General features: G+C 64.1%; 17 protein-coding genes. 9 read left to right on the top strand and 8 right to left on the bottom strand.

Annotated elements, in window-relative coordinates; all coding sequences use genetic code 11:
- The first annotated feature begins 36 nt into the window (after positions 1–36).
- The 3 genes from gltX to C4E04_RS09870 all read left to right on the top strand — a co-directional run bounded on the left by gltX (position 37) and on the right by C4E04_RS09870 (position 4,415).
- Positions 37–1,467 (top strand): glutamate--tRNA ligase, encoded by a 1,431-nt coding sequence (gltX, locus tag C4E04_RS09880; protein ID WP_109600978.1) that lies wholly within the window; start codon positions 37–39, stop codon positions 1,465–1,467.
- A 167-nt stretch (positions 1,468–1,634) separates the two neighbouring features.
- Entirely contained in the window at positions 1,635–2,927 is a 1,293-nt protein-coding gene (gene gltA, locus C4E04_RS09875; RefSeq protein ID WP_109597155.1) for a citrate synthase, read from the top strand.
- Between the two features lie 204 nt (positions 2,928–3,131).
- The gene (locus C4E04_RS09870) at positions 3,132–4,415 is read left to right on the top strand and encodes an O-acetylhomoserine aminocarboxypropyltransferase (protein ID WP_109597153.1); all 1,284 of its coding nucleotides are present in this window, start codon (positions 3,132–3,134) and stop codon (positions 4,413–4,415) included.
- A 74-nt stretch (positions 4,416–4,489) separates the two neighbouring features.
- Here C4E04_RS09870 and C4E04_RS09865 read toward each other — a convergent pair whose 3' ends face one another.
- On the bottom strand, positions 4,490–5,158 hold the full coding sequence (locus C4E04_RS09865) for a ParA family protein (protein ID WP_109597151.1): 669 nt from the start codon (positions 5,156–5,158) through the stop codon (positions 4,490–4,492).
- Positions 5,159–5,450: 292 nt separating this feature from the next.
- Here C4E04_RS09865 and C4E04_RS09860 point away from each other — a divergent pair, with 292 nt between their 5' ends.
- The gene (locus C4E04_RS09860; RefSeq protein ID WP_109597149.1) at positions 5,451–5,867 is read left to right on the top strand and encodes a DUF1236 domain-containing protein; all 417 of its coding nucleotides are present in this window, start codon (positions 5,451–5,453) and stop codon (positions 5,865–5,867) included.
- Positions 5,868–5,969: 102 nt separating this feature from the next.
- Here C4E04_RS09860 and C4E04_RS09855 read toward each other — a convergent pair whose 3' ends face one another.
- Both C4E04_RS09855 and C4E04_RS09850 read right to left on the bottom strand, forming a co-directional pair.
- A complete protein-coding gene (locus C4E04_RS09855) occupies positions 5,970–6,584 on the bottom strand; it encodes a 3'-5' exonuclease (RefSeq protein ID WP_109597147.1) in 615 nt (204 codons plus the stop codon).
- 116 nt (positions 6,585–6,700) lie between these two features.
- Positions 6,701–7,771, bottom strand: coding sequence for a COX15/CtaA family protein (locus tag C4E04_RS09850; protein WP_371682060.1), 1,071 nt, complete (start codon positions 7,769–7,771; stop codon positions 6,701–6,703).
- 185 nt (positions 7,772–7,956) lie between these two features.
- Between C4E04_RS09850 and C4E04_RS09845 the strand changes: the two genes are divergently transcribed.
- On the top strand, positions 7,957–8,166 hold the full coding sequence (locus C4E04_RS09845) for a DUF2842 domain-containing protein (RefSeq protein ID WP_109597143.1): 210 nt from the start codon (positions 7,957–7,959) through the stop codon (positions 8,164–8,166).
- A gap of 347 nt (positions 8,167–8,513) precedes the next feature.
- On the opposite strand, the gene C4E04_RS09835 is transcribed toward C4E04_RS09845, so the two are convergent.
- The 4 genes from C4E04_RS09835 to C4E04_RS09820 form a co-directional block, all read right to left on the bottom strand.
- Positions 8,514–8,855 (bottom strand): hypothetical protein, encoded by a 342-nt coding sequence (locus C4E04_RS09835; RefSeq protein WP_109597139.1) that lies wholly within the window; start codon positions 8,853–8,855, stop codon positions 8,514–8,516.
- 172 nt (positions 8,856–9,027) lie between these two features.
- On the bottom strand, positions 9,028–10,071 hold the full coding sequence (locus C4E04_RS09830) for a response regulator (protein WP_162559344.1): 1,044 nt from the start codon (positions 10,069–10,071) through the stop codon (positions 9,028–9,030).
- Between the two features lie 16 nt (positions 10,072–10,087).
- Positions 10,088–12,226 (bottom strand): ATP-binding protein, encoded by a 2,139-nt coding sequence (locus C4E04_RS09825; RefSeq protein ID WP_162559343.1) that lies wholly within the window; start codon positions 12,224–12,226, stop codon positions 10,088–10,090.
- A gap of 5 nt (positions 12,227–12,231) precedes the next feature.
- Positions 12,232–12,738 carry an oxidoreductase gene (locus C4E04_RS09820; protein WP_109597134.1) on the bottom strand — a complete coding sequence of 169 codons (507 nt, stop codon included), beginning with the start codon at positions 12,736–12,738 and terminating at the stop codon, positions 12,232–12,234.
- 304 nt (positions 12,739–13,042) lie between these two features.
- On the opposite strand from C4E04_RS09820, the gene C4E04_RS09815 reads away from it, so the two are divergent.
- Positions 13,043–13,465, top strand: coding sequence for a BA14K family protein (locus C4E04_RS09815; protein ID WP_109597133.1), 423 nt, complete (start codon positions 13,043–13,045; stop codon positions 13,463–13,465).
- Positions 13,466–13,636: 171 nt separating this feature from the next.
- Here C4E04_RS09815 and C4E04_RS09810 read toward each other — a convergent pair whose 3' ends face one another.
- Positions 13,637–14,029, bottom strand: coding sequence for a GFA family protein (locus C4E04_RS09810; RefSeq protein ID WP_109597131.1), 393 nt, complete (start codon positions 14,027–14,029; stop codon positions 13,637–13,639).
- A 334-nt stretch (positions 14,030–14,363) separates the two neighbouring features.
- On the opposite strand from C4E04_RS09810, the gene C4E04_RS09805 reads away from it, so the two are divergent.
- From C4E04_RS09805 to C4E04_RS09795, 3 genes are read left to right on the top strand one after another with little or no spacing between them, the layout of a single operon-like run.
- Positions 14,364–15,116, top strand: a complete 753-nt coding sequence (locus C4E04_RS09805) for an ImuA family protein (RefSeq protein ID WP_109597130.1) — start codon at positions 14,364–14,366, stop codon at positions 15,114–15,116.
- Entirely contained in the window at positions 15,034–16,536 is a 1,503-nt protein-coding gene (locus C4E04_RS09800; protein WP_109597129.1) for a DNA polymerase Y family protein, read from the top strand. The genes C4E04_RS09805 and C4E04_RS09800 overlap by 83 nt, the downstream gene beginning before the upstream one ends.
- Entirely contained in the window at positions 16,536–19,778 is a 3,243-nt protein-coding gene (locus C4E04_RS09795) for an error-prone DNA polymerase (protein ID WP_109597127.1), read from the top strand. Before C4E04_RS09800 ends, C4E04_RS09795 begins: the two co-directional genes overlap by 1 nt.
- Positions 19,779–20,300: the final 522 nt, after the last annotated feature.

The raw sequence follows: 20,300 nt of genomic DNA, 5'->3' as shown, positions 1-20,300 counted from the left end.
GGGCCCATTTTGTTCCTTGCCAAGGTTTTCTCGCCGATGACCGTCGTCACCCGCTTCGCCCCGTCTCCCACCGGCTTCCTGCACATCGGGGGCGCGCGAACGGCCTTGTTCAACTGGCTCTATGCGCGACGGCAAGGGGGCAAGATGCTCCTGCGCATCGAGGACACGGACCGCGAGCGCTCCACCGAGGCTGCCATCCAGGCCATTCTCGACGGCCTGAAATGGCTCGGGCTCGATTGGGACGGGGACGTGGTCTACCAGTTCTCCCGCGCCGCCCGCCACAAGGAGGTTGCCGAGTCCCTCCTGGCCCAGGGCCGCGCCTATTACTGCTACGCGACGCCCCAGGAGCTGGAGGAAATGCGCGAGACCGCCCGGCGCGAGGGCCGCCCCATGCGCTATGACGGCCGGTGGCGCGACCGCGACCCGTCAGAGGCTCCTCCCGGCGTCAAGCCGGTGATCCGCCTCAAGGCCCCGACCGAGGGCGAGACCGTGGTCGAGGACGAGGTGCAGGGCCGCGTGGTCTGGCAGAACAAGGACCTGGACGACCTCGTTCTCCTGCGCTCCGACGGGACGCCCACCTACATGCTCGCCGTGGTGGTGGACGACCACGACATGGGCGTGACCCATGTGATCCGCGGCGACGACCATCTCACCAACGGAGCCCGGCAGACCCAGATCTACCAGGCGCTCGGCTGGGACGTGCCGAAGATGGCCCACGTGCCGCTCATCCACGGTCCGGACGGAGCCAAGCTCTCGAAGCGTCACGGCGCCCTCGGGGTCGAGGCCTATCGCAGCATGGGCTACCTCCCGGCGGCTTTGCGCAACTACCTCGTCCGCCTCGGCTGGAGCCATGGCGACCAGGAGATCTTCACCCAGCAGGAAATGATCGACGCCTTCGATCTGAAGAGCATCGGCCGCTCCCCTGCCCGGTTCGACTTCGCCAAGCTCGAGAATCTCAACGGCCACTACATGCGCCAATCCTCCGACGGGGAGTTGGTAGAGGCCCTGGAGCAGCTGCTCCCGGAGCTGGAGGGTGACGACCATCACCTCGGCCGCACCTTCACGCCTGCTCTGCGTGCAAAGCTCCTGGCCGCCATGCCGGGCCTGAAGGAGCGCGCCAAGACCCTCGTGGAGCTGCTCGACAGCGCCTATTACCTCTATGCCCAGCGCCCCCTGCACCTCGACGAGAAGGCCAGGAGCCTTCTGGCGGATGGCCTGCCGCGCCTTGCGGGCATCGACGCCAAGCTCGAAGCCGTGGACGACTGGACCGTTGCCAATGTTGAGGCCGTGGTCCGCGCCCATGCGGAGGCGATCGGAGCCAAGCTCGGGCAGGTCGCCCAGCCCCTGCGCGCGGCTCTCACGGGCCGGGCCACCTCGCCGGGGCTGTTCGACGTGATGGCGGTGCTCGGCAAGGACGAAACCCTGTTTCGCCTGCGTGACCAGCTCAGTGCTGCGCCTGCCGCATAGCTGGCGCACTCACCTTTAGACGTGCTTGCTCCTCCCCCACGGATAAGCTACCCAACCTCATCCTCCCACCGACCGGTGACCTCGGTTCGGCAGCCCCGGAGAGACCTTCTCCCACCGAACGGCTGCCCTAGGTTAAGCCCGGCCTCCTGCTGAAAGGGCGAAGACGCATGAGCTCCAATTCCAGCACGCTCAACATCAACGAGAAGTCGGTCGAATTGCCGGTGAAGCACGGGACCGTCGGCCCGAGCGTCGTCGACATTTCGAAGCTCTACGGCCAGACGGGGGTGTTCACCTACGATCCGGGCTTCACCTCGACGGCGAGCTGCGAGTCGAAGATCACCTATATCGATGGGGACAAGGGCGTTCTTCTGTACCGCGGCTATCCCATCGAGCAGCTCGCCGAGCACGGCGACTTCCTCGAGACCTGCTATCTGCTTCTTTACGGAGAGCTGCCGACCGCGGCCCAGAAGGCGGATTTCGATTACCGCGTCACGCGCCACACGATGGTGCACGACCAGATGAACCGCTTCTTCCAGGGCTTCCGCCGCGATGCGCATCCCATGGCCATCATGGTGGCCTGCGTCGGCGCGCTTTCGGCCTTCTACCACGACTCGACCGACATCGCGGATCCGCACCAGCGCATGGTCGCTTCCATGCGGATGATCGCCAAGATGCCGACGCTCGCGGCCATGGCCTACAAGTATCATGTGGGCCAGCCCTTCGTGTATCCGCAGAACGACTTGGACTACACGTCCAACTTCCTGCGCATGTGCTTCGCGGTCCCGGCCGAGGAGTACAAGGTCAACCCGGTGCTCTCGCGGGCCCTGGACCGGATCTTCATCCTCCATGCGGACCACGAGCAGAACGCCTCGACCTCGACGGTGCGGCTCGCCGGCTCGTCGGGCGCCAATCCGTTCGCGTGCATCGCGGCCGGCATCGCCTGCCTGTGGGGTCCCGCCCATGGCGGCGCCAACGAGGCGGCGCTCAAGATGCTGGAGGAGATCGGCACGCCCGACCGCATCCCGCAATACATCGCCAAGGCGAAGGACAAGAACGATCCGTTCCGCCTCATGGGCTTCGGCCACCGGGTCTACAAGAACTACGACCCGCGCGCGCGCATCATGCAGAAGACCACCCACGAGGTGCTCAACGAGCTCGGCATCAAGGACGACCCGCTCCTCGACGTCGCCATCGAGCTGGAGCAGATCGCCCTGAAGGACGAGTACTTCCTGGAGAAGAAGCTCTACCCGAACATCGACTTCTATTCGGGCATCACGCTCAAGGCGATGGGCTTCCCCACCTCCATGTTCACGGTGCTGTTTGCCCTCGCCCGTACGGTGGGCTGGATCGCCCAGTGGAGCGAGATGATCGAGGACCCGTCCCAGCGCATCGGCCGCCCGCGTCAGCTCTACACCGGCGCCCCCAAGCGCGACTACATCACGGTCGCCCAGCGCGGGTAAGGCGACACACCGAAGAAATAACGAAGGGGCCGAAAGGCCCCTTTTTCATGTGCGGCCTCTTCTTTCTCGCTCGGGAACCTGCAGTGCTTGATGCCCTTGAGGCCAGAAGCGGCTTATACAGCTTCCGCATCGACAGCCTTCTTGACCTGACGAACATATCGTTCTTTAAATAGAACATCTGTGTCCTGTGAAGAAGGCTTTGCCATGACCGACCGCCTGCCCGGCTTCGATACTCTTGCCATTCACGCCGGAGCCGCTCCGGATGCGGCGACGGGTGCCCGAGCGACGCCGATCTACCAGACGACCTCGTTCGTGTTCGACGACGTGGATCATGCGGCTTCGCTCTTCGGCCTGCAGGCCTTTGGGAACATCTATTCCCGCATCGGCAACCCGACCTGCGCGGTGCTGGAGGAGCGTGTGGCGGCCCTGGAGGGCGGCACGGCGGCGCTCGCGGTCGCGTCCGGCCATGCGGCGGAATTCCTGACCTTCCACACCCTGCTCCAGCCGGGTGACGAGTTCGTGGCCTCCAAGAAGCTCTATGGCGGCTCCATCAATCAGTTCAATCACGCCTACAAGAATTTCGGCTGGAATGTGGTCTGGGCGGACTCGGACGATCCCGCCTCGTTCGAGTCCGCCATCACGCCGCGGACTAAGGCGATCTTCGTGGAATCCATCGCCAATCCGGGCGGCGTGATCGTGGATCTCGCGGCGATCTCGGCCATCGCCAAGAAGCATCGTCTGCCCTTCATCGTCGACAACACGATGGCCTCTCCCTATCTCATCCGCCCGTTCGAGCACGGAGCGGACATCATCGTGCACTCGGCCACCAAGTTCCTGGGCGGTCACGGCAACTCCGTCGGAGGCCTCATCGTCGACGGCGGCTCGTTCAACTTCGCGGGCGATGACCGCTACCCCATGCTCTCGAAGCCGCGCCCGGAATACGGCGGCATGGTGCTGGGCGAGACCTTCGGCAATTTCGGCTTCGCCATTGCATGCCGGGTGCTGGGCCTGCGCGATCTGGGCCCGGCCCTCTCGCCCTTCAACGCCTTCCTGATTCTCAACGGAATCGAGACCCTGCCTCTGCGCATGCAGCGGCATTCGGACAATGCCCTCTCGGTGGCCGAACACTTGGCCGCGCACGAGAAAGTCTCCTGGGTGAGCTATCCGGGCCTGCGGAGCGATCGCTACCACAACCTCGCCAAGCGCTATTGCCCCAAGGGCGCCGGCGCGGTCTTCACCTTCGGGCTGAAGGGTGGCTACGAGGCGGGCGTGAAGCTCGTGTCGAACCTGAAGCTCTTCTCGCACCTCGCCAATATTGGCGACACCCGCTCCCTGGTGATCCACCCGGCTTCCACCACTCACCGGCAGCTGACGGACGAGCAGCGTGTCCAGGCTGGCGCCGGCCCGGAAGTGGTGCGCCTCTCCATTGGCCTCGAGGACAAGGACGACCTGATCGCCGATCTCGACCAGGCCCTTGCGACCGCGTGATCGCGCAGCGACGTGTCTACAAACGGAAAGCGGCCCTGACGGGCCGCTTTTTTTGGGGAGTTTTGTGGAAGGCTTCAGGCCGCGCGGGTGCCTCGGCCCTTGTAGGACTGCACGGCTTTGATCGAACGGTCGATGGCCGTCCAGAGGCGCCCAAGCTCGTCGGCCGCGAAGGAGCCCGGATCGAACTCCTCGGCGCCCTCGCCTTCCGCGAGAGCCATGGAAAAATCGGCACGGTGGGTGATCTGCCCGGCCCAGACAGGGACCTTCAGGGCACTGAGCGCGCCCCGCGCATCGGCCACTATGGGAGCTTCTCCTCCGGCGCGCTTGGCGGGGGCGCCATTGATGACCGCCGCATAGGGCTTCCGCAATTCGCGTGCGATCGCGACGGTGTCCTGCACGGCCGCGATGTCGAACAGGCTCGGCCGGGTCGGGATGATCACCAGGGTCGCATGGCGAATCGCCTCGACCACGATGGGCGACTTGTTCGGCGGCGTGTCGATGAGCACCCACTCATAACCTTCGCTCTGTGCCGTCTTGAGAGTATGGGCAAGGTCGCGAGGGTTATGCCTCAGCGCCGGATTTTCCTCTCCACGGATGCGATGCCAGAAGGACAGCGAGCCCTGCGGATCGCAATCGACCAGCAGGGTCTTGCGCTCCGGCGTCGCGATATAGGTGGCAAGATGAGCGGCAAGCGTGCTCTTCCCGGAGCCCCCCTTGCGTGACGCAAAAACCAGCACGTTCATGCCTTACTCCCGTTGCTTCCCGTTGCAGGCACGGTTCCCGCAGGCCGTGCCACGTCTAACACTGTATCCATTTAACAATATATTTACCAAGCTCCCAACCGAAACGACTATTTTCCCTTTGGAAAAACCCGCCACGGCCAAGCCCCACTGCTGCTGAGCTTCCAGCCAAATTGTTCCATGGCCGACAGTAAAAAAACCGGCGGTTTTTCAGTGAACAGCAAATGAATGCCCGGAACTGCAAGCAGGCATGGCCGTTAGAACTCCGACTTTCACAGCTTAGGAGTCCGAAATCATGTCGAAGAACCTTCTTCTCACCGGTGTTGTTCTTGCTGCCCTCGTACCGGCCGGCGCCTTTGCCCAGACGAATGCCCAGGGCGGCGCGGCTGCTGGTGCGGCGACGGGCGCTGTCGGCGGCGCCATCGTTGGCGGCCCGGTGGGCGCGGCGGTGGGTGGCGTGACCGGCGCGATCGTCGGCGGCATCGTCGGCGACCAGCAGCCCAAGTTCCAGCAGTACGTCGTCACCCAGGGCGTTCCGTCCTACTCCTATAGCCAGGAACTGCGCGTCGGTACGGTTCTCCCCTCGTCGGGCGTGACCTACTACGAGGTTCCGGCAGAGTACGGTGTGAAGGGCTATCGCTACACGGTCGTGAACAACACGCCCGTCCTGGTTGAGCCCAGCTCTCACAAGGTCGTCCAGATCATCCGCTAACCTTTAAAAAGGTTACGGAGGAAGAAAGGGCAGCTTCGGCTGCCCTTTTTCTTTTGGAACTGGCCTGACGAAATCGTGCAGATCCGTTCGCTCTGCCTGAGGCTAGGTGCGGTCGAAGACATCCGGATGCAACATCCCCATCCTCAGAAGATGTTGCAGCGCATAGGCTACCGAAAGGGCATCGTCGAGGGCGTCGTGTCCTTGTAAGGGAGGGTGATCGACGCCGTAATAGTCCGCGAGCTTGTTGCTCGGCGTCTTCCCGATATCCTCGACCGGCATCCCGGCCGCGAGCACAAGCTTGACGGCATTGTCGAACCGCTGTGCCGGGATCGACGGCTCGATGCCCGCCACATAGCAGCTGATGGCGACCATATTCAGCTCATCCTTGCCCCACGACCAGAACCGTGCCCCATTCGAAAAGCGGTCGACTTCCGTGAGCGCCGCCTGCAGCGGCACCCCTTCGGCCCGGACGGCCTCTTCGGTGATGCCCGTCAGCTTTGTGAAGAAGGGGTCGATAGCATAGGGACTGCCGAACCGGTCGACAGGACGGAGATAGGTCTTGAAGGTTTCGACGAGCGGGAAGTCCCCGTCCAGCCCGAGCTTAACGGCCCCGATCTGCGCGATGACCGGGTCGGGATCGTGGGCCCCGCACCAGAATCGGCTTTGCGAACCTTGGACACAAAGGAACTCACAGTCGAACACGATCGCGGTCTTCATACCCGGCGCTCCCACGTCTTCACGTCCGCACCAGCACGGACGCAAACCAGCTTCCGGAAAGACAAGCTAGACCGTGACTCTCACCGTTTAAAGCACGGAAGTACCCGCTCTATGCCTCAAGCCATTGCAGGCCGTTCGGACGTGAGACCGAATACGCGGGCATGGGCCACGGCCATGCACAGGACCACCATGGCGAAGACCTGATGGAGCAATCCGGCCCAGAGCGGGACGACGAGGATCAGCGTTACGATGCCAAGGGCCATCTGAGCGAGACCGAGCCCGGCAAGCGCCCTCGCCCGGCGTGCCGCCTTCGAGGCAGGTGCCTGCCGGCTCAACGACCAGGCGTGCCATAAGGCGAAGGCCACAAGCGCATAGGCCAACATGCGGTGGTTGAACTGCACGAGCGCGAGATTGTCGACGAAGTTCTCGATGAGGGGTTTGACGCTGAACAGCACCGCGGCCGGTGGGACGAAAGCCCCGTCCATGAGCGGCCAGGAATTGTAGGTGAAGCCGGCTTTGGAACCTGCGACGAGCCCGCCGAGGGCGATCTGCACCAGGACAAGGGCTACCAGGATTGCCGGGGCGAGGCTGCGCCTTGGCTCTGGTCCTACGATGGATGGATCACCCCTTCGCAGCCCGGCCGCGACCCAGACGAGGCAGGCCAGGATGATGCTCGCCACCGTCAGATGGAGCGCGAGCTTTATGGGCGCCACGGCGGTCATGCCCGGCTCCAGGCCGGACGCGACCATGATCCAGCCGACGGCCCCTTGCAGGCCGCCCAGCGCGCCGATGCCGAGCAGGGTCAGCGCAAGGCGGCCCTTGATGATGCCGCGCAGCCAGAAGAACACGAGAGGCAGGAAGAACACGAGGCCGATCAGCCGACCGAGCTGGCGGTGCCCCCATTCCCAGGCATAGATAAACTTGAACTCGGAGAGGGTCATGCCCTTGTTGACGAGCTCATATTGGGAGATCTGGCGGTATTTCTCGAATTCCGCCATCCAGGCCTGCTCCGTCAGGGGCGGAATGGCGCCCGTGACGGGCTTCCACTCCGTGATGGACAGGCCGGAGCCGGTCAGGCGCGTGGCGCCGCCGACCGCAATCATGGCGATGACCAGGGCGGCCAGGACGTAGAGCCAGGCGCGCACGGCGGAAAGATGACGCGTCTCGGGGAAGCTCGAAAGGGCCATGCCCTGGGTCGAGGCTGCGACAGCCATGCTCACTCTCACGATGAATTGGGGCTTGAACCCGGGATATGGGCTGTCACATAGAGGCTGCGGTCCCTCCAGGCAATTCATGCCGGTGACGCACCTTGGCCCTGCCCTATCCAGACGGCGCGCGGCTCGGGTGCAGGAGGACGATGGAGACGAGACATATGGGCATTCGCACGCGCAAGCTGATCGGTACCGTGATCATGCTGGTCTTCATCGGCTTCTACGTCATGTTCGCCATGGCGGCCGCTGAGGGACGGATCACCGAGGCGCCCAAGCTCGTGCAGACCTTGGCCTATATTTTCCTTGGGCTGATCTGGATCGTGCCGCTGCTGCCCCTGATCCGCTGGATGGGCAAGCCCGACAAAACCTGACGGTTGGACGTGGCCCTCAGGCGCCGCCGATCTCCTCCAGGATAATGCCCGTCCCGCCACAGGTGGGGCATGGCCGGTTGCCGATTCGCCCACTGCCCTTGCAGTCACGGCACAGGTTTTCACCTACGCCGGGCGTGCCGGGCCGGGCTTGATCCCCGGGATTGAGCGTGGGGTTGTGGGGCTCGCCAGGGCCTTTTGGGGATTTGGACATTGCCTGCGCTCTCATGAATGCGTCAGGCCTTCAACGCCCAAGGAGAATCGGGGTTGCGCCTGGCCCCGAAAACAACGCCCAGAAAAGGAAAGGCCCGCGCATGCGCGGGCCTGATCGTCTCGACATCCTTCGGTCTCTAATTGCAGACCGTGCGGCGGCGTGGCTGCCAGCCCCAACCCGGGACCCACTCGCTGTAGCGGTCCGTGAAGCAGCGCTCCACATAGACCGGCGGCGGGGCCGGCTCGTAATAGACGGGTGCCGGCGGAGGCGGCGGCGGAGGGGCATAGACCGGAGCCGCATAAGCTGGGCTCTGGGACGCCGCGATGGCGCCGCCGACCGCAAGACCACCGAGCACGCCGAGGGCCGCAGCCGCACCGGGAGAAAGCCGGTCACGCGCCGCGGCAGGCTCGACAGAGGCGGCGCCCACAACCAGGGCCATGGCCAGCGCGGCGCCGGAAATCATACGAAAGGTCTTCATCGCATCACCTTGCTCATGCAGGGTTCGCACCTTCCCTGCGCGTTCCCGACCGTTATAGGCCCCGAAACCTCTCCGGAACCTGAACGAACCGTGGCAATGGCGTGGCGAACGCCGCAGACCCCATTGAAACGCGCTCCTTCACGAAACTTGGTAACTGCCCGGTAAAGACCGATCAGTCACCGGCCGTGCGCAGCGGCACCGAGAGCAGAACCCGGATCAGGTCCGCCTGACGGTTGGTCTCCGTCTTGCGGAACAGGTTTTTCAGGTGAAATACGACCGTCGTCTGGGCCACGTCGAGCTCGTCGGCGATCTGGTCGAGGCGCTTGCCGTCGATGAGCATGAGGGCGACGCGGGTCTCCGAGGGCGTGAGATTGTAAAGCCGCACCAGGGTGTCGCCCGAGACCTTCGTCCGCTGCTCGGTGTCGATGAGGAGCAGCACCACTGCCTCGGGCTTTTCCTCGGCCGAGAAACGCTGTCCCGGGATGAGGACCAGATAGGGTCGCCCTCCGGACAGACGCTGAAACGAGATCATCTCGTCGAGGGATTCCTCGTGGAAGGCCTTCCCGATGCTCTCGTGCAGCTTGGCGTTCTGCTTGGGCATCGTCCCCTTCAGGACGCCCTGGAAGACGCTCAGGCCATCGTCCTCCGCAAGGATCCGCTCCGCCTCCTTGTTCATGAGACGAACGCTGCCCTTCTCGTCCACCACCACGACGCCGACCAGGAAACGGTCGAACGCGAAGGTCGCCTTGTAAAGGGCCTCTACGGTGCGCCCGCGGGAGGATTTCAGGATCTCCTGCCAGGCCTCCTCGGCCCGCTGGACGGCACTCTTCTGCACGCGAGCCACCTGATTCAGGCGTGCCGCCACCGTGGCCAGGAGGATTTCGTAGTCGATGGGCTTTACGAGGTAATCGTCCGCACCTGCCTGCTTGCCGACGAGAACGTCGTTCCGGTCGGCCAGGGCAGTCAGGAAGATAAATGGAATATCCGCCAGCTCCCCTTTCTCGCGCATGGCCTTGAGCACATCGTAACCGCCGAGGCCCGGCATGGTGATGTCGCACAGGACCAGATCAGGCCGCTTCGCCCTCAGCATGGCCAGCGCCTCGCTGCCGTTCGCGGCCTGGATCACGTCGTAGTTGGCGGATTCCAGTTCCTCCGCGATATCGGTGCGCAGGTCGTCCTCGTCTTCGATGCACAGGATGGTTTGACGGACATCCATCGTCCTCAGGCCCCTTTCATGCCGCCTGCTGAGACTGGTCCACGTTCGACATGGGAAGGTCGAACGTGAACAGCGATCCCGCAGCCTCATAACTTTCCACCTGAATCTCGCCGCCATGCAAGTGCATGATCTTCTGTGCGAAATTCAGTCCGATTCCCGTTCCGGCGATGCCGGTCGCGGTCCTTGCGCGATAGAAGCGCTCGAAGATCCGGGAGACCTCATCCGCCGGAATCCCGATTCCCCAATCACGGACCGAGCAATAGGCGCGCGACCCGTCCATCCAGATTTTGACCTCGACGACCGGAGTTTCGCCGGAATACTTGATCGCGTTGGTCAGGAGATTGATGACCACCTGCTCGATCAGGATGCTGTCGCAATAGACCTGGACGGCGGTCTCAGGCGCATCGAAACGGATCTCGGCATGGGCACTCAATTCCCGCTGCCGATCGCAGATGTCCCAGACCAGATCGATGAGATTGCAGGATGTGGGATTGAGTTCGATGCGCCCCGCATCGAGCTTCGCGGCGTTCAACACGCTTTCCACAAGGCGTGTCAGCCTCTTGGTGGCGCTGCGGATCCGCTGGATGCGGACTGCGAGCTCGTCCTGTGTGAGGCTCTCACCCCGCCGCAGAATGCGCTGGGCACTCGAATCGAGGATCGCGAGCGGGGTCCGGAACTGGTGGGAGACCATCGAGACGAAGTTGCGATAGGCTCCGGTCGTCTCCCGCTCGCGGTCGAGGGCGGATTGGAGAGCCTGCGCGGCCTGCTTATAGCCGGAAATGTCCGTCAGCCGCACGAAGATCGTCCCGCCGTCGACGGTCGTCACCGACAGGTGAGCCCAGCTGCCCTCCCGGATCCGCAGGTCGAGCTCGATATCCACGAAGGTGTCGTCATGGGTGAGAAGGCGCTCGTCCGCCCCCTCGCACATGGCGAAACAGCGCAGGAAGGTCGAAAGGGTCATGTCCTCGGCGCACCACACCGTCACCGGCTCGGCCGAACGGATCTGCTCGTTGGCGAACAGGAGCCTTCCGGTCCAGTCGAAAGCCGCGAACCCATCCGGCGCGGTCTCGATGGCCGCGATGAGCCGCCGTTCCGCCTGCTGAAGGGCCGCCGTGCGCTGCTGCACCTTGATCGTAAGGTCGAAATTCTGGCGCTCCGCCTGCTTGCGGGCCTCCCATTGCTCCGTGATGTCGCGGATGAACGCGATGCCGAGCCGGCGTTCCGCGATGTGCAGCGGGAAGCAGTTGATCTCGAGGCAGCGCGCCTGCCCCTGCGGTGAGAGCCCCACGTCTTCCAGGATCGCGCTCGTCCCGCGGATGGCCTCGGTCAGCGCCTGAGCGACCCCGGTCTTCTCGAAGATGGGGGCAAGCGCCTGAAGACGGTGCCCGACCGTATTATCGGCATTGAGACCGAGCAGGGTCTCCATGCCGGGATTCCAGAGCAGGCAGCTCAGCTGCTCGTCGAAGATGATAATGCCCTGGTTGCTGATATTGTTGATGACGAGATCGGACAGCTCCTGCTCCTGGCGCAGGAGGCGCCGGGCCTGGGTCGCCTCGTGGACGCCCTTGAAGAGGCGCAGCAGCAGGAAAGCGGCGCTCACCACGATGCCGATGACGAAGGCAAGGCTCTCGAACACCACCCGCAGGTACATGGATCGCTTCAGCGCCCCCTGCTCCCGGTTGAGGATCATCACCTTGTTGGCAAGATCCCGCAGGTCCTGGGCGAGCCCCCGCGCCTGCCCCCTGAGCTGGAGCGCGAAGGCGGGATCGAGTGGACCCTGCATCAGGGGCTCGGCCAGGGTCAGCTGGAGATAGGCCCGCTTGAGGTCCCCGAGATGCCCGAAATGCTCCACGAGATGGGCCTGCGGGCCTTCGAGCAGGACCGCGAGGCGGCTGATCAGGATGGCGATCCTGAAGTCCGGCGCCTGCTCGTTATCGGCAAAACTCTCGTGAGCGGCCGCCCGGGCGAGGCTTTCGGCCAGCAGGGAGGCTTCGAACTGGGTCTGGGTGATCTGCCAGAGATTGGTGTGCGTATCCTCGCTGCGCAGATCGTTCTCCACGTCGAGGAGCCGCGCCACCGTGAACACGAGACAGGCCACCATGCTCGCGATGGCCACGAGGGTGATGAGAGCGGTCCTGTAACTCTTTAAGCTCACGGTCATCACTCGATATGCAGGCGATTGAGCTGCCACACCCAGCGGGATTCATAGCGGTTGTCGCGCAGCTCCTCGTGATCGTCCCGAGGATAGATGATCCACAGCGGCCCCTTGTCGCGGATCATGAGCAGCCGGCCTTCGGCTTTCGTGGCCAGAAGGGGCGAGAATTTCAGGTCCTCAAACGGAATCGTGATCTCGAACTCGTTGAGGGCCGAAGCCGTCATGGAGGTTCCGGTAGCACCGACCCTGTCCAGCACCGCCTTAAGGGGAACGCCTTCGAAGAGCTGGACTCCGTCCGTCCAGGCGGAACTCGTCCTGATGGAGGCAGCCCCAAGGGCCTCGATCATTTCCCGGTCGAAACGGGCCTGCCCCGGCGCGTTCGTCTGCGCGACCGACCCGGTGACCGTCAGGATCACCTGCCCTTTGGGCATCGGCAAAGGCTCGGCCGCGCACACGGGCGCGGCGCAGGCCAGGCCGAGAAAGGTCAGAATGAGCAACACGTATCCGCGCATGAAGGCCCCAGTCGAGACGATTTCATAACATAATCACATTTTCTGAAGAAGTATTAGTGAAAAGCGGGGGATTTCCCTAGAGAATGTGAGCGAGCCCCGCGTTCCGGTGGTTTCTTCCATCGAATGGCCGGGAGGCCATGTGCGGCGACGCACAACACCGGCGTTTCGGCCCGCTTTGGCCTTGCCGAAAGGGGCTCGCGGGCCCGGCGGCCGATTGTGCCGGACCGACCGCCGAGCTATAGGTACCAAGGCTTGAATTCCCAGACGGAGGCCGTCCTGGCCCCGTTCTCATCAGGAGTGAAAGATGCGCAAGTTCATAGCGGCCCTGATTGGTGCAGCAACGCTCGCTACATCACTGCCCGCAAGCGCGGAGATGCTGCCCCGCCCGGCCCTGCCCGACGTGCAGAAGGCTTATCCGAACGAAAGCTATTCGCAATATTACTATCGCCGCGGTTATTACTACGGACGTCCCTATTACGGCCGTCCTTACTACCGCCACAACAACGGCGCGGCCGTTGCGGCAGGCGTCGCCGGCATTGCGGCGGGCGCCCTGATCGCCGGCGCCATCGCCAACTCGGCCCAGGCCCAGCCGGCCGCTCCTCCGCCTCCCGGCACCGTGAGCCCGTCCGTCGCTGCCTATTGCGCGAAGAAGTACCGTTCCTACGACCCGGTGACCGGCACGTTCCTTGCCCATAACGGCATGCGCTACGTCTGCACCTATCCGTAAGCGACGACTTTCCCGGCGCGGCTCGAAAGGCCGCGCCGGCACTTTCCTGCCGCCCTCCGGCCCAAGGGACCCTCTCGGTCCAGCTGCGGTGGACAACGGGCCCAGGCTTTTCCGGATGCCGCCTCGGAGCATGCGGAGCTCAGCAGGCAACCGCCGTACAAATCCTATCCCCTACTCCTCGAAGCGGCTCGTGGCCTCACGATCACGTTCGTAGCGTCTCGAGAGCGGAAATGGCGGCAGCCAGGATTCGCGACGGACAATCCAGTTTTCGTAGGTCGGCTTCAGCTGGTCAGGGGTATCCAGGGATCCCAGGCTCACCTCGATTTCGTCAGCCGTGCGCGCGAAGACCGACGAGCCGCAGCGGGGACAGAAAAACCGCCCGGCATAGGCGCGGGTTTCGCCATCGATCGTTACCGCATCCTGCGGAAAGATCGCGGATGCGTGGAAAACGGCCCCATGATGCTTGCGGCAGTCGAGACAGTGGCAAAGGCCGACCCGGTATGGACGCCCCGACGCTACGATTCGAACCTTCCCGCACAGGCATCCGCCCATGAATTGGTCCATGCTGATTTCCTCTCAGGCAGAACTGGCTGGCCGACTGCGGTTGAAGCTAAGCCTGGACCGGCTCGTTGCCAGACCAGGGCGCTCCGCCGCAGCCTATGTGACCTCAGCTACGCGCAGCGCGTCGGAACGCTCCGGATGGTATGTTGCAAGACAGGGAGCAGGAAGGAAGTCATCTGCAGTCGCCTTGTCAGAGTGCGTGGCTTTCATAGAGCGTCTGCCCTCACGCAACACTCTTCTCCACTGTATCCACAGCCTCGATGCGGCCGATTGACTCAACGGCAACCGAGAACATAATAGGAACATCATCAATAGACGAACCGAATGGGCACGGAGCATGCATGCCGGGCATAAGGACAGGCTTGCCGACCTGCGGCGCAGCATCTCCCACCTGGAGGGCGGATCGCGCAAGGCGGGCTCCCTACCCTTCGGGATCCCTGTTCTCGACGAGCATCTCCCCGATGGCGGTCTCGCCCGCGGTGCCCTTCATGAGATGATCGAGGCCGGCATTGCGTCGGAATTTGCCGGCTGCACGACCCTGTTCACCGCTGGCATCGCCGCCCGCCTCAAAGGGCCCATCCTCTGGTGCCTGACCCGTCGCGACCTCTTCGCCCCCGGCCTCTTTCGGGCAGGGCTTCATCCTGACCGGGTGATCTACGCCGAAGCCACGCGTGACCGGGACATTCTCCCTCTCGTCGAAGAAGGCCTGCATGCAAGAGGGCTCGCAGCCGTGGTCGGCGAGGTCACCCGCCTCGGCCTGACCGCCTCGCGCCGCCTGCAACTCGCTGCCGAGGGTTCGGGCGTTACCGCCCTCGTCATCCGCCGCTGGTGGAGCGTTGCCGAGAAGGATCTGGTCAGCCTTCCGACAGCCGCCATGACCCGCTGGCGCATTGCCCCGACCCCATCCGAGAGCCTGCCAGTCCCTGGTCTCGGGCGCGAGCGCTGGCAGGTTGAACTCCTGCGCGCCCGCGGGGCTGAACCCCGTTCCTGGATTGTGGAGGCCTGCGATGCGAAGGGTCGTCTCGCTCTACCTGCCGACCTGGCCGACCGATCGGATCAGGCGCCGGTTCGGCGATCCGCCGCGCGATAAGCCGCTCGTGACCGTCCACACCGTCGGCGCGCGCCGCATCGTGCGGGCCGCCTGCCGGGCCGCCCAGGCTCTCGGGATCTCGTCCGGCATGCCTTTCGCGCAGGCGCAGGCGTTGGTGCCGGATCTGCACAGCATCGATGCGACGCCGGAGGAGGACGAAGCCTCCTTACGCGATCTCACCCGATGGGCAATCGGCTATTCGCCCATCGTCGCGCCCGATCCTCCTGACGGGATATGGATCGACGTAGCAGGCGCGGCGCACCTCTTCGGCGGCGAGGAACCTCTGCTGCAGGATCTCGCCGACCGGATGGCACGCCAGGGCATCGCGGCCCGGATCGCCATTGCCGATGCGCCCGGCGCTGCCTGGGCGGTCGCCCGCTGCGGATCGGGCGGGATCGTGGCGCCGGGACGAACGGCCGAAGCGGTCGCGCCTCTACCGTTGCGGGCCCTGCGTCTGCCTGCCGATACCCTCAATGCCCTGCATCGACTCGGCATCGAGCGAATCGGCCAGCTCGCAGCCATGCCGCGCGCCCCCATGGTCCGCCGCTTCGGCCGCGACGTGGCGCTGCGTCTCGACCAAGCGCTGGGGCATGCCTTCGAGCCGATCTCGCCCCTGATCCCGCAGGAGACCCCGATGGCCAGCCGCGCCCTGGCGGATCCCATCGGGCGGCTCGAGGATCTCGAAACTCTCGTGCGGGACCTATCTCTGGACCTCTGCGGGAAATTGGAGCGGCGAGGCAAAGGCGTGCGCCGGCTCGACCTGCTCGTCCAGCGCGTCGACCAACGCGGCACGAGCCTGCGTGTCGGTACCGCCCGGGCATCGCGGGACCCTGATCACCTGGCAAGGCTCTTCGAGGAGCGGCTGCAAGCCGTCGATCCGGGTTTCGGCATCGAGGAGGTCGTGCTCATCGCCAGCAAGGTCGAGCCCTTGGCCGAGACCCAGGCCGAAGCGCAGGGGATTGCAGGCGACATGGCGGCCGAGGCAGATCTGGGCCGGCTGGTGGATCGTCTCGGTGCGCGTGTCGGCCTGAAGAAAGTCTATCGTCTCGCCCCTGTCGAGAGCCTTGTACCTGAGCGCATGGCGCGCAGGATCCCAGCTCTCACGCCACCAACGGGATCGGGATGGCCGCCAGCCTTGCCGCGCCCAGCCCGATTGCTCGATCCGCCCGAAGAGATCGTGGCGACAGCCCTCCTCCCGGACCATCCGCCAGCCTTCTTCATCTGGCGCAAGATCCGCCACAAGGTCGCGCGGGCCGACGGCCCGGAGCGCATTACGCCGGAATGGTGGAACGGCGATGTGGGCGCGGCCGCCCGCGATTACTACCGGGTCGAGACCGTGGAAGGCGGTCGCTTCTGGATCTTTCGGGACGCACCCATGGCACAGGGTGGACGCTGGTGGCTGCATGGGCTGTTCTCCTGATGCATGCCGAACTCCAGGTGACGACCCATTTCAGCTTTCTGCGCGGAGCATCGAGCCCGGCCGAGCTGTTTGCACAGGCCAAATTGCTCGGAATCTCGGCCTTGGGGATCACCGACCGCAACTCGCTCGCGGGCATCGTGCGCGCCCATGAAGCCGCAAAGGAGACGGGTGTGCGCCTCGTCGTGGGCTGCCGGCTCGATCTCGCCGACAACACGTCGCTGCTCGTCTATCCGACCGATCGGGCGGCCTATTCACGCCTGTGCCGGCTGCTGAGCCTCGGCAAGTCGCGCGGCGGCAAGGGCCAATGCCTGCTCGCCTGGGAGGATGTGGTCGCCTGGAATGAAGGATTGCTCGCGATCCTGCTCGGGGATGCGGCCGACGATGCACTTCGGGCGAACCTCGTCCGCCTCAAGGCGACCTTCGGTAACCGTGCCTACATGGCTCTGATCCGGCGCTTCGCGCCCAACGAGCACCTCCGGCTCTATCATGTAGAGCAGGCCGCCCAGGCGGCCCGCGTGCCGACGGTCGCCATGGGCGACGTCCTCTACCACCACCCCTCACGCCGCCGTTTGCAGGATGTGGTTTCGTGCATCCGTCAGGGTTGCACCATCGATGAAGCCGGCTATCGCCTAGAGCGGCATGCCGACCGCTATCTTAAGGATCCGGCCGAGATGGCGCGTCTGTTCGAGCGCCATCCGGATGCCGTCGGACGGATTCAGGAGGTCGTGGAGCGCTGCCGCTTTTCCCTGGACGAGCTGCGCTACCAGTATCCGTCCGAGACGGAACCGGGCGAGACCGCTCAGGAGAAGCTCGAGCGACTGGCCTGGAAAGGGGCCAGAGACCGTTACCCCGGTGGCGTTCCAGATAGGGTGGCCGAAACCATCCGGCGGGAGCTGCGCCTGATCGATGGGTTGGGTTATGCCCCCTACTTCCTGACCGTCCATGCCATCGTCAGTTTCGCCCGAGATCAAGGCATCCTGTGCCAGGGTCGCGGCTCGGCCGCCAATTCGGCGGTCTGCTTCGTGCTCCGCATCACGGCCATCGATCCGGTTGAGCACGACCTGCTGTTCGAGCGGTTCGTCTCCCAGGAGCGCCGCGAGCCACCGGACATCGACGTCGATTTCGAGCATGAGCGGCGCGAAGAGGTAATCCAGTGGATCTACGACACCTACGGCCGGCATCGGGCCGCCCTGACGGCGGTCGTGAGCTGTTATCGGGCCAAGGGGGCGCTGCGTGAGGTTGGCAAGGTGCTGGGACTGCCCGCGGACATGACAGCTGGCCTGTCCGGCCTCGTCTGGGGTTGGGGCACCAACGGGGTGACAGAGAAGGATGCCCAGGAGCTCAACCTCAACCTCAGAGATCCCCGGTTACGGATGACGCTGGAGCTGGCGAGCGAGCTCATCGGCACGCCGCGCCATCTTTCGCAGCATCCGGGGGGCTTCGTCCTCACGCAGGAGCGCCTCGACGACCTGGTCCCGATCGAGCCGGCCGCCATGGAGAACCGGCAGGTCATCGAGTGGGACAAGAACGACATCGATGTCCTCGGCTTCATGAAGGTCGATGTGTTGGGGCTCGGCATGCTTGGCTGCATGCGCCGCGCCTTCGATCTCCTGCGCGAGCACAAGAACGAGGATCGGGAGATCGCCACGATCCCGCTCGACGACAAGCCGACCTACGAGATGATTCAAAAAGCGGATACGGTCGGCGTCTTCCAGATCGAAAGCCGCGCCCAGATGGCCATGCTGCCGCGGCTGAGGCCCCAAAAATTCTACGATCTGGTGATCCAGGTGGCGATCGTTCGGCCTGGCCCGATCCAGGGAGACATGGTCCATCCCTACTTACGCCGCCGCGAGGGACGCGAGGAGCCTAAATATCCCAAACCGGAACTCCGGCGGGTGCTGGAGAAGACCCTTGGCGTACCCCTGTTCCAGGAACAGGCCATGCGAGTGGCCATCGAATGTGCCGGCTTCACCCCGTCCGAGGCCGATCAACTCAGACGCGCCATGGCGACCTTCAAAATGACCGCTGGCGTCTCAAAATTTCGGGACAAGCTGATCGAGGGGATGACGAGCCGCGGCTATGATCGGGACTTCGCCGAGCGCACCTTCAAACAGCTCGAAGGCTTCGGCTCTTACGGTTTTCCGGAGAGTCATGCCGCATCCTTCGCCAAGATCGCCTATGCGTCCTCCTGGATGAAGCGCCATCACCCGGACGTGTTCTGCTGTGCGCTCCTCAATGCACAGCCGATGGGCTTCTATGCCCCGGCCCAGATCGTGCGGGACGCCCGCAACCACGACATCGAGGTTAGGCCGGTGGACATCAACCACTCGCGCTGGGACTGCACCCTGGAGGCGACCGGTGATCCGTGCCGGTTTGCGGTCCGCCTCGGCTTCCGGATGGTGCTCGGCCTCGCCAATGCGGATGGCGGCCAGATCCCATGCGCCCGCGCGGAGCAGCCTTTCGCGTCTATTGAGGACCTATGGAGACGGGCGGGCATTCCCGTGTCGGCCCTCGAGCGCCTGGCCGATGCCGATGCTTATGGCTCCCTTGGCATAAACCGTCGCGATGCGCTTTGGACAATCCGGGGTCTATCGGATGAGGTCATGCCGCTTTTCGCGGCAGCGGACGAGCGCGATGATCGAATCCGGTCAGAGACGATCGAGCCTGCTGTCGCCCTCGCGCCCATGACGGAAGGACGGGAAGTCGTGGAGGATTATCGCTCGCAAGGGTTGACCCTGCGTCAACATCCGCTCGCGTTCCTGCGTCAGGACCTTGCACAGCGCCGCATCATCCCCTGCGCCAACCTCAGGCATGTCCGAGATGGTCAGTGGGCGACGGTGGCGGGACTGGTTCTGGTGCGTCAGAAGCCGGGCTCGGCCAAGGGCGTGACGTTCATGACGATCGAGGATGAGACGGAGGTCGCCAACATCGTGATCTGGCCGGCCCTGTTCGAGAAGCAGCGGCGGCTGATCCTCTCGACCGGACTCATCGGCTGCCGGGGGAAGCTTCAGCGCGAAGGCGAGGTTACGCATCTTATTGCCGAGCACTTCCTCGACCTGTCGGATCTGCTGCGCAGCGTTGCTAATCGTGACGCTCCCCTGCCCGCCCCCCATGGAGGTGAGGCACGCCATGGAGCGAAGGAGGCGTCGCGGGAGAGCCGGAAAGACCTCGCAGAGGCTCAGGTGGGCATCTCGAACCCTAAAATGCCGCGGCTTCGGATTTCAACTCGCGATTTCCGCTGAAGCACGCGCTCTGCGGAAGTACTGATGAGCTGGCCTACCGGCATATACTCAAAGCGTGGCAACGTCCGGAATATGCCGAAAACTGGATCTCCAGGAAGAACCCAACAAGCTGCTGGTGGCTATGAAAGGCCCGGAGACGCGTGCAATGGTAGGAATGCCCTGAAACATCAGACTTCCTGACCTAGGCGATCTTACCCGATCTGCTCGAGGACAATCGCCCGGATTTCCTCGCGCGTGAGACCGCTTTGGTGTGGCTGCCATGTCGGGCTGGACTTGCGTGGGGGCGTTGTGGTTGAGGGCTGGAATGCTGCCTTAACGAGCTTCGTCTGGGGGATAATCTTCATAATGTCCTTGAGTGGCTCCGGCCTTGAGCCGAGCCGATATCGTTCATTGTTGATGGGGCTGAACGCAGTGCGAAACGACGGAACCGCCGTGTCGTTCCACGCAGCGACCAAACTTCAAAAATGCGGAAAGCGGGCTCGGCGCTCAATCTTGAGCTTCAGAGAGCAGGCCGAACATGTC

The sequence above is a fragment of the Microvirga sp. 17 mud 1-3 genome, assembly GCF_003151255.1.
Lineage (GTDB): Bacteria > Pseudomonadota > Alphaproteobacteria > Rhizobiales > Beijerinckiaceae > Microvirga.
Note: the sequence above shows the minus strand (reverse complement) of the source record. Positions and strands in the feature narration are given on the sequence as shown.

What these genes read in the sequence shown, in the direction of transcription:
- C4E04_RS09815 (WP_109597133.1), top strand. Translation starts at nt 13,043, where the DNA reads ATGCGCAAGTTCATAGCGGCCCTGATTGGTGCAGCAACGCTCGCTACA.
- C4E04_RS09800 (WP_109597129.1), top strand. Translation starts at nt 15,034, where the DNA reads ATGCGAAGGGTCGTCTCGCTCTACCTGCCGACCTGGCCGACCGATCGG.
- C4E04_RS09850 (WP_371682060.1), bottom strand. Translation starts at nt 7,771, where the DNA reads ATGGCCCTTTCGAGCTTCCCCGAGACGCGTCATCTTTCCGCCGTGCGC.
- C4E04_RS09865 (WP_109597151.1), bottom strand. Translation starts at nt 5,158, where the DNA reads ATGAACGTGCTGGTTTTTGCGTCACGCAAGGGGGGCTCCGGGAAGAGC.
- C4E04_RS09870 (WP_109597153.1), top strand. Translation starts at nt 3,132, where the DNA reads ATGACCGACCGCCTGCCCGGCTTCGATACTCTTGCCATTCACGCCGGA.
- C4E04_RS09845 (WP_109597143.1), top strand. Translation starts at nt 7,957, where the DNA reads ATGGGCATTCGCACGCGCAAGCTGATCGGTACCGTGATCATGCTGGTC.
- C4E04_RS09795 (WP_109597127.1), top strand. Translation starts at nt 16,536, where the DNA reads ATGCATGCCGAACTCCAGGTGACGACCCATTTCAGCTTTCTGCGCGGA.
- C4E04_RS09805 (WP_109597130.1), top strand. Translation starts at nt 14,364, where the DNA reads ATGCATGCCGGGCATAAGGACAGGCTTGCCGACCTGCGGCGCAGCATC.
- C4E04_RS09835 (WP_109597139.1), bottom strand. Translation starts at nt 8,855, where the DNA reads ATGAAGACCTTTCGTATGATTTCCGGCGCCGCGCTGGCCATGGCCCTG.
- C4E04_RS09830 (WP_162559344.1), bottom strand. Translation starts at nt 10,071, where the DNA reads ATGGATGTCCGTCAAACCATCCTGTGCATCGAAGACGAGGACGACCTG.
- C4E04_RS09855 (WP_109597147.1), bottom strand. Translation starts at nt 6,584, where the DNA reads ATGAAGACCGCGATCGTGTTCGACTGTGAGTTCCTTTGTGTCCAAGGT.
- gltX (WP_109600978.1), top strand. Translation starts at nt 37, where the DNA reads ATGACCGTCGTCACCCGCTTCGCCCCGTCTCCCACCGGCTTCCTGCAC.
- gltA (WP_109597155.1), top strand. Translation starts at nt 1,635, where the DNA reads ATGAGCTCCAATTCCAGCACGCTCAACATCAACGAGAAGTCGGTCGAA.
- C4E04_RS09820 (WP_109597134.1), bottom strand. Translation starts at nt 12,738, where the DNA reads ATGCGCGGATACGTGTTGCTCATTCTGACCTTTCTCGGCCTGGCCTGC.
- C4E04_RS09810 (WP_109597131.1), bottom strand. Translation starts at nt 14,029, where the DNA reads ATGGACCAATTCATGGGCGGATGCCTGTGCGGGAAGGTTCGAATCGTA.
- C4E04_RS09860 (WP_109597149.1), top strand. Translation starts at nt 5,451, where the DNA reads ATGTCGAAGAACCTTCTTCTCACCGGTGTTGTTCTTGCTGCCCTCGTA.